Annotated in this window: 8 protein-coding genes and 1 tRNA gene; 2 read left to right on the forward strand and 7 right to left on the reverse strand. The window is 35.5% G+C overall.

The window, feature by feature from the left end; translation table 11 throughout:
• The first annotated feature begins 271 nt into the window (after window positions 1-271).
• Together Q0252_RS05930 and Q0252_RS05935 are read left to right on the forward strand one after the other, a co-directional pair.
• Window positions 272-1069 (forward strand): FkbM family methyltransferase, encoded by a 798-nt coding sequence (locus tag Q0252_RS05930; protein WP_297984615.1) that lies wholly within the window; start codon window positions 272-274, stop codon window positions 1067-1069.
• Complete coding sequence (locus Q0252_RS05935; protein ID WP_297984616.1) at window positions 1066-2544, forward strand: lipopolysaccharide biosynthesis protein; 1479 nt, start codon at window positions 1066-1068, stop codon at window positions 2542-2544. Before Q0252_RS05930 ends, Q0252_RS05935 begins: the two co-directional genes overlap by 4 nt.
• Before the next feature lie 63 nt (window positions 2545-2607).
• On the opposite strand, the gene Q0252_RS05940 is transcribed toward Q0252_RS05935, so the two are convergent.
• The 7 genes from Q0252_RS05940 to Q0252_RS05970 all read right to left on the reverse strand — a co-directional run bounded on the left by Q0252_RS05940 (window position 2608) and on the right by Q0252_RS05970 (window position 8828).
• The gene (locus Q0252_RS05940; RefSeq protein WP_297984617.1) at window positions 2608-3078 is read right to left on the reverse strand and encodes a hypothetical protein; all 471 of its coding nucleotides are present in this window, start codon (window positions 3076-3078) and stop codon (window positions 2608-2610) included.
• A 96-nt stretch (window positions 3079-3174) separates the two neighbouring features.
• Window positions 3175-4197, reverse strand: coding sequence for a hypothetical protein (locus tag Q0252_RS05945; protein ID WP_297984618.1), 1023 nt, complete (start codon window positions 4195-4197; stop codon window positions 3175-3177).
• An 11-nt stretch (window positions 4198-4208) separates the two neighbouring features.
• The gene (locus Q0252_RS05950; protein ID WP_297984619.1) at window positions 4209-5837 is read right to left on the reverse strand and encodes an amidohydrolase; all 1629 of its coding nucleotides are present in this window, start codon (window positions 5835-5837) and stop codon (window positions 4209-4211) included.
• Between the two features lie 4 nt (window positions 5838-5841).
• Entirely contained in the window at window positions 5842-6720 is an 879-nt protein-coding gene (locus Q0252_RS05955; RefSeq protein ID WP_297984620.1) for a glycosyltransferase family 2 protein, read from the reverse strand.
• 146 nt (window positions 6721-6866) lie between these two features.
• Window positions 6867-8270 carry an aspartate ammonia-lyase gene (gene aspA, locus Q0252_RS05960; protein ID WP_297984621.1) on the reverse strand — a complete coding sequence of 468 codons (1404 nt, stop codon included), beginning with the start codon at window positions 8268-8270 and terminating at the stop codon, window positions 6867-6869.
• A gap of 183 nt (window positions 8271-8453) precedes the next feature.
• A complete protein-coding gene (locus Q0252_RS05965; RefSeq protein WP_297984622.1) occupies window positions 8454-8708 on the reverse strand; it encodes a GIY-YIG nuclease family protein in 255 nt (84 codons plus the stop codon).
• Window positions 8709-8754: 46 nt separating this feature from the next.
• Window positions 8755-8828: transfer RNA gene (locus Q0252_RS05970), tRNA-Arg, on the reverse strand.
• Window positions 8829-8912 lie beyond the last annotated feature (84 nt).

Raw genomic sequence — 8912 nt, forward strand, 5'->3', positions numbered from 1 at the left:
AAAACGGTCTGTCAATAAAAAATAAAGATTGGCTCCTTCCCAGACGAATGGCTGTTTTTGAGAATTTTGAACTGTTTTACAGGACGTTAAAAGTGCTAATGAAAGCAGAAATATTGATTTTTTCATATCGGTTTAAAATAATTCTTAAAGGTAATGAATTCAAAGAACACGAAGAAAAAAATATACTATGACGAAGTAAATGATTTTTCTGTATTTAACATATTATTAACAAAAAAACCTATATTTGTTTCCCTTCTTCAAGAAATTTATCATGTCTATATACAGCAACATTGCAGAAAAACTGCAGTACATTGCGCCAAACTATTATAAACAGAGGTTTTTTAAAAATCTAAAAGACCTCAATTCAGAAAATATCCTTTCTCGGAAGGTAGAACCGGAATTGGTTTGGATAAAACATTATCTTCATAAAAGTGATGTTTTTATGGATATTGGAGCCAATGTTGGCGCCTATCTTTATCAGTTGGAAGACCAATTAATCCATCACAATATCATCGGATTCGAGCCTAATAAAAGACTTCATTTGCGTCTTCGCAGAATTTTTCCGGATATGAGAATTTTTTCTTTGGCACTTTCGGATAGCAATACTACAGCTCATTTTAAAGTTCCGGTGATGAACGGAAAAAAAATACATTCCAGAGGAACTTTGATGACAGATTTGAAAGAAGAAGGCGAATCTGATGCTGAAATTATTGAAGTAAAAGTGCTTCGTTTGGACGATTGGGCTGAAATTGAACACATCAACAAGCTGAATTTCATTAAAATTGATGTGGAAGGAAACGAACTTCAAACGCTTCGTGGTGCAGAAAAAACCATCAAAAAATTCAAGCCGACTTTAATGGTAGAAATTGAACAGCGTCATCATGAAGAACCGGTTTGGAACATCATTGCTGAAATTGAAAACTGGAAATACACCGCTCATTTTCTTAATCGCGAAACAATGAAGCCGGAAAGAATGACCAAAGAATTTTTGGAAATTCAAAACAGCGAGAACCTGAAAAATTACGGGCACTACATCAATAATATTATTTTTATGCCGGTAAAAGCATGAGTGTAGTTGCAAGACAGGGTTTTAAGTATTCCTTAATCGGGTATTTCGGGTTTTTACTCGGAACGCTTTCGGCCATTTTCGTATTTCCGTTCGATATGGAATTCTACGGAAAGCTGCGTTACATTATGCCGACTGCAGAAATGCTGCTTCCTATCGTCGTTTTCGGACTGTCTTTTTCTAACGTTAAATTTTTCCATCAAACCCAAAAAGACGGCAAAAACCAAAACTTCCTGAGCCTTTCTCTCGTTGGAATCATCATCAATTTCATTATCTTTCTTGGACTTTTCTTTTTGTTCTTCACCGTATTTCCTCAGTTTAAAGAATGGGAACTATGGAAAATGAAAAGACTGATTTTACCGCTAATTCTCGTTCTTGCACTTTCTTCGGTTTTCAATAAATATATTTCCAACTATAAAAGAATTGTCGTCCCTAATATTTTTGAAAATCTTTTCCCAAAACTAGCTAATCTAGGCGCTTTCTGTCTGTTTTTCTTTATGGGTGTTTCGGAAAAAGGTTCTTATGCTTTTTTCTTTGGAATATTCATTTTGGCGTTCTTGGGTTATATTTTTTACGCCAATAAACTGGAAAGAATTCAGCCCGATTTCAGTACAGATTATATTAAAAAAGACAACCTCTGGAAAAATGTTCTGAATTACAGCCTCTTCGGATTTTTTGGAAACATCGGCAATTACATTGCTTTCCGTGTTGATAATTTTATGATTGGGGAATTTCTTAACTTTCAGGAAAACGGTGTTTACAGCATTATTCTTTCCATTCTTTCGTTCATTATGATTCCGCAAATGGGTCTGTACAATATATCCGCTCCATTAATCAATAAAACAATTGCCGAAGACGATTTTGAAGAACTCGACCGTTTCCACAAGAAAACTTCGCTTACTTTATTTTTCCTTGGTGCGGTTTTGTTTTCGTGTATTTTGGTAGGCTTTCCCTATTTAACCAACTTCATTAAAAATGGAGACCAACTGAAACAGGCAGAACCTGTAGTTTGGATTTTGGGTTCCGCCATGCTTTTTGATTTGGCGACCGGATTTAACGGACATATTATTTCGCTTTCAAAATATTACCGTTTCAATATCGTGGTGATGCTTTTTCTAGCGGTTACAACTATTGTTTTAAACTGGATTTTCTTAACCCAAACGCAACTCGGTATAGTTGGTATTGCAATGGCAACTGCTATTTCTTTGACGCTTTTCAATATCATTAAAATCACCTTTAATTATTGGAAATTCAAAGTTTCTCCGTTTACTATTGAAATGGTTTTTGCTTCTATTATCTGCACTTTGGCGATTACGCTTTGCATTATTCTTCCGGATGTTAAAAATAATTTTGTGAATCTTGTGTACAAACCCGCAATTGTTTTGCTGCTCATTTTCGTTGGAAATTATTTCCTTAAAATTTTCCCAGTGGAAGATTATATTAACAAAAACTTTCTGAAAAGCGTTTTGAAATTTTAAAAAAAAGAACGCAGAACAATAAATTCTGCGCTCTCAAACATATAAAATTTGGGAAGTTTTATATTATTCTTTGTATGCGATAAAATTTCCATCAAGGTCGAAAACCGCATCTTCAGTTCCGTTCAGCTGAACCAAATATTTTTGGTTTGTTTTTCCATTTCTTACCATATACACGTTTTTAATGGTATTTTGCGGATATTTTGTATTCAAAAAAGATTTCGAAGTTAAAGGAAGTTTGTTTGGGTCAATTCCCATTTTATTGTCCAGCAAAGTTCCGTCGTAGCCGTAAGTTGCTTCGGATGGATAGCGTCCTTCATTGTAGAAAGTCACGAAATTTCTCGTATCATTTCTTGTCCACTCTGCTCTTGTAGAGTTCGGAAAATCTCTTTTAAAAGTATTAACGAGAGAAGCTTTTGGCGTAAATGCTTTTACAGTAGTGGTTGTAGTTTCACCAGATTGAGTATCGGTAACTGTTTTGGTTTTGCAGGCAGCCAAAGTTAAAATGGCAGTTCCTAGTACGAATAATTTTTTCATAAAAGTTTATTTTGATGAAAAAACTATTTCCATAAACAATGCCGAAAAAATTATAAATTATTAAAAATCAAAAAGATGTAATGAAATGTGAAAATTCTATAAACAGTGTTTTAAAGCATCTTCCAATTGATTTTTCACTTTAAAAAAATTAAAATCATATTGAAAATCAAAGGGTTGAGACAATTTCAGAAATTGATTTTCAATATCCTCTTCTTCATTTTTAATGAATGAAAGCTCAGAATGAAAATCCTTAGGAAAAATTGCAGTTTTACCGTATTTAATAGCGTCTCCGATATTTCCGCTCATTTTTGTTTCACCGTAAATTTCTTCATTGCTGAAGAAATCCGTCTTTTTCTGAACCGGGCACCATAAAACAACGGCATTATTCATTTCATCATCAAAAATATTCTGGGAAACCTTTTCTGTAAAGAATTTGAGTTTTACATTTTCTGATTTAAAATCCCGAAGCCACTTCAGCTCCTTTCCTGAAGCTTTTCCAAGGAAAACAACTTCCGTTTTGTTTTTGAAATTTTTCAATTTTTGAAGAACAGATTGGTAATCCCTTCTTTTCTGCGAAACCGCACCCGGAATAACAATTTTTAAATGTTCTGAATGATTTTTTGAACTGAATTTATTGTAGAAAACCGGCAAGAATTTCAAGATATCGTTTGCCATTGATACATCCAGAACAAACAGATTCTTAGCTTTTTGATAAACATCCGGTGCAGAAAGCAAATCTTCTTTCAGTAAGAGTTTCAACCGGTATTTAAAGTCTTTTATAAAGATATTTCTGAACAGTTGTCCTTTGGAAATTTTGGAGAAATTGATGTTATGAACAACCACAGCCGTGTTATACGTTTCGGAGATTTTCTCAAATAAATTGAAATAACGATGGGCTGTTCCGATGATGATTAAATCATATTTCTTTGATTTGAGTTGAGATAAAAGCTTGGTAGGTTCGGTTAAAAAAACATTTGGGTGATGTTCGTTCAACGTTTTTAAGATTTTTTGAGAAAAATAATAATCCACCTGAAAATTTTCGGAATCATGCATCAACTCCATGAAATTATGGGCAATTTCAGCGTGGGTATCGAGTTCTATGTAGGCGATTTTTTTCAAACTTTAAAAAATTATTTTCCAAAAACGATTTCCCCATTCGAATACGTTTCCAAAACTTTAGTATTCAGAATTAAATTCTCCGGAACAGTCATCAAATCCTGATTCAAAACCACAAAATCCGCCGCTTTTCCAACTTCCAAACTACCCTTTTCTTTTTCATCAAAGCTTGCTTTTGCAGCCCAAATCGTCATTCCGCGCAAAGCCTGTTCTCGTGTTAAAGCATTTTCTTTTTGGAAACCGTTTGCAGGATAATTTTTAGCATCTTTTCTCGCTACAGCCGCAAAAAAAGTTTTAATTGGATTAATTTCTTCCACCGGAAAATCCGTTCCCAAAGGAAGCCAGCCGTTTTGCTTGAGCAAATCTTCGTAAGCATAGGCGGTTTTCATTCTGTTCTTTCCTAATCTTTCTTCTGCCCAATACATGTCCGAAGTGGCGTGAGTGGGCTGAACGGACGGAATAATATTGTATTTCCCAAACAAATTAAAATCTTCTTTATCTACAATTTGAGCGTGTTCAATTCGCCATCTTCGGTCGTTTTTTGGTCCTAAATTTTTAGCATAAATTTCCAAAATCACTCTGTTTGCAGAATCTCCAATCGCGTGAGTACACATCTGAAGGTTGCTTTTTGCCAGTTTTGAAGCCAAATCCTCGAAATGTTGACGCTCTGAAAGTAAAAATCCTTTCCAACCTTTTTTGTCGCTGTAATCGTGCAACAGACAAGCACCTCTGGAACCTAAAGCGCCATCTGCATACACTTTGAAACCTCCAACCGTAATATTTTTATTGGTATATCTTCCTTTTTTTGTCCAGGTTTCGTAATAAGCAGGATTATCTTCCATCAACGCAAAAATTTTCATTTTGAGGAGATTTTGCTGTTGAGCTTTTTCGAGTAACGACAGCGTATGTTCGGTAATTCCGCAATCGTGAAGTGATGTTAAACCGTAAGAAAAACATTCTTTCTGAAGGTCTGCGAAATAATTAATAGCCATATCATCACTGATTTCCGGAATGTGTTTTTCCACCAAAAGCATCGCATTATCGATCAAAATTCCGGTGAGTTTTCCGTTTTTCTTTTCAATTTCTCCACCAATTAGTTTTGTGTCCTTAGTGATTCCAGCAATATCCAACGCTTTTTGATTGGCGATAGCAGCATGACCATCAATTCTTTTCAGATAAACAGGACGGTTTGGAAAAAGTTGGTCGAGTTTTTCTTTCGATGGAAATTCTTTTACAGCCCAGTCGTTTTGGTCCCAACTTCTGCCGTATAACCATTCCATCGGTGCATTTTTAGAATAATCTGAAATCTTTGCAACGATTTCATCCCAGGATTTTGTTCCCCACAATTCACATTTCCATTTGTCGGTTGCGTAACCGGTAAAATGACAGTGTGCATCGTTAAAACCGGGATAAACCGTTTTTCCCTGAAGGTTTTTCGTATTTTTTGAAATGAATTTTTTCAGAATATTTTTCTCCTTTCCGATTCCTACAATTTTACCATTAGAAATCGCCATGGCTTGAGCCGTTTCGAACTTTCCGTTAACGGTGTAAATTTTTGCATTGTGAATGATTAAATCTGCTTTTTTCTGCGAAAATACCGTCACGAAAAGTACTGACAGAACAATAGAGAAGAATTTTTTCATGGTTTTAAAATTTATTGAACATGGCTTTCCAGCGAAGATTTCGGATGTATTTTATCTCTTCTTCTGAAAGTTCGCGCTGTCCGTTTTGTTTCAGAAAAGTTTTCATCGTTGTAAAAAATTCTGAAACCGATTTATTTTTGAATGAAGATTTCGCGGAAGAAACTATTGCCAAAGGAAAACTCAAACCAATATTATAGAAATATTCTCCCAGTTTTTCCGCTTTTTGTTTTTTGTATTTGAAAGCTGTAGGACGAAGATGTTTTACCCACAAATCTTTGATGGTCACCACTTCCCAACCGTTTTTCTGCGCCAACATCACATCAATATTGTCCCAGCCTAAAACTGGTCGAAGTCCGTTCATTGCATTAAAACATTCCTTTCTGTAGGCTTTTATAGGTCCCCGAACATGATTTTGAGATGACAGATTTTCAAATTTCCACTGTCTTTTTTCATCTTTAAAATCGAAAGCCAAAGCATTTTCAAACAAAGATTTTTTAATCTTCACCAATCCCGAAACCATTCCTGCTTTTGCATTGTTTTCAAAAACTTCTTGGATGTTCTTTAGATAATTGGTTGGGAAAATAATATCTGCGTCATATTTACAGATAATTTGAAATGAATCAAGATTTTGAGAATTTAAAGCTTTATTAAAAGTTCCTACAACTTTCGCTCCGGGTTGATGTTCCGATTGCTCAAGATTTATCAACTGAAAACGTTCATCATATTGTTGAAATTTATCTGCTATTTCTGCTGTTTTATCTTTTGAACCGTCATTCACCACAACAACCCTAAAATCCCTGAAAGTCTGATTCTTCAAGGATTCTAAACAAAAAGAAATATTTTTTTCTTCGTTGTGTGCGGGAATGATGATAAGGAAATTCAAATTTTACTTTTAATTAAATTCTATTTTTCAACCACAAAAGTCATAAAAGTTTTATTTAGACGGAACGCTTCATTTCTAAATTCAGCTTCTCAAACTATTGAATAACTTACTCAGCATTTATTCTTTTGTTCCTTTTGTGGTTAAACTTAAACCAAATTCTGTGGCTTCAGCATATTCTCAGGATTCAAAATCTCATCCAGCTTTTCCTGTGTCAGAATACCGTGTTCCAAAACGAGATTGTAAACGCTTTTGCCCGTTTCCAGAGCTTCTTTTGCAATCTTTGTCGAGTTTTTATAACCGATGTAAGGATTTAACGCTGTTACAATACCGATGCTGTGTTTTACCATGTTCAGGCATACTTCTTTGTTAGCCGTGATTCCCACCACACATTTTTCGCGCAGCGTATCCAGCGCATTCGAAAGGAAATGAATATTTTCCATAATCGCGTGAGAAAGTACCGGTTCCATGACATTCAACTGCAATTGTCCGGCTTCTGCGGCAAAAGTGACCGTTAAATCGTTTCCAATGACCTTATAACAAACCTGATTCACCACTTCCGGAATTACAGGATTCACTTTTCCCGGCATAATGGAAGAACCGGGCTGCATTGGCGGAAGATTAATTTCAAACAATCCGGCTCTTGGTCCTGAAGAAAGCAGCCTTAAATCATTACAAATTTTCGAAAGTTTCACAGCCAAACGCTTCATCGCAGACGAATAAATCACATAAGAACCTGTATCCGGTGTTGCTTCCACCAAATCCGGTGCAGAAACAATGGGGAAACCAGTAATTTCGGCTAGGTTTTTAGCGCAAAGATTAGCGTAACCTACAGGCGCATTCAATCCGGTACCAATCGCAGTGGCACCCATATTGACTTCTACAAATAAATTGGCGTTGTTGTTCAGTTTAGAAATATCTTCTTCTAAAGTCGCTGCAAAAGCTTCAAATTCCTGTCCTAAAGTCATTGGAACCGCATCCTGAAGCTGCGTTCTTCCCATTTTGATTACGTCTCTAAACTCAACTCCTTTTTCACGGAAAGCGGCAACTGTTTTCTTTAATTTTTCTACCAAAATTTGATTCAGCATCAGCAAAGCCATCTTAATGGAAGTTGGATAAGCGTCGTTGGTAGATTGGGAAAGGTTGATATGGTCATTCGGAGAACAGAATTGGTAATCACCTTTATTTTTTCCTAATTTTTCGAGAACGATATTAGCGATAACTTCATTGGCATTCATATTCACAGAAGTTCCGGCTCCACCCTGAATCATATCAATCGGAAATTCGTCATTAAATTTCCCTAAAGCTACCTCATCACAAGCTTCAACAATTTTGAAATAAAGATCTTGATCCAGCAAACCCAACTCATAATTGGTTTTTGCCGCTGCTTTTTTCACGAAAGCCAAACCCTTAATGAAATTAGGATAAGAAGACAGCTTCTGTCCCGAAATTTTGAAATTTTCAATGGCGCGTTGCGTTTGTACGCCATAATATGCATGTACAGGAACGTTCAGTTCACCCAAAAGGTCACTTTCCTTTCTGTAGTTTTCCATAATATTAAATTTGAGGGAAAAGTTAAGGCTTTTAAAAGAATTCTGAAAGTAGAGAAAGATCGAAATCTGCAAATAAAAAAAGAGAAACCATCTCTAGTTTCTCTTTCAGTGAGCGCGAAAGGATTGACTCAGTCGAATCTTCGATTTCGAAACTTTGACCGTCCCGATTAAAATCGGGATGCTCTATTCAGCTGAACTTTCGATAAGTTCTTTAATTTTCAATTTACTTTTCCAAGATTTGATTTGAATTTCTCTTTTGAGTGCTTGGATTTTATGTTCAAATGTTTCAAAATAAACTATTTGCCAATCTTTAGTTTGCGAAGTAAAGCCTTTATGATTTGACAGATGCTTTCTTAATCTTTCCTGCAAATCATCGCAAGTATGACCAATATAGAATTTATCTAGAGTTTCTGAAAACAATATATAAGTATAGCACATATACAAAAATAAAAAAAAGAGAAACCATTTCCAGTTTCTCTTTCAGTGAGCGCGAAAGGATTCGAACCTTTGACCGTCTGCTTAGAAGGCAGATGCTCTATCCAGCTGAGCTACGCACCCTTTTGTTTTCTTTAAAATTGTTTCTCAAACCTTTGACAGTTCCGATTAAATCGGAATGCTCTATCCAGCTGAGCTACGCACCCT

The sequence above is a fragment of the uncultured Chryseobacterium sp. genome (assembly GCF_936933875.1).
Lineage (GTDB): Bacteria > Bacteroidota > Bacteroidia > Flavobacteriales > Weeksellaceae > CAKZIK01.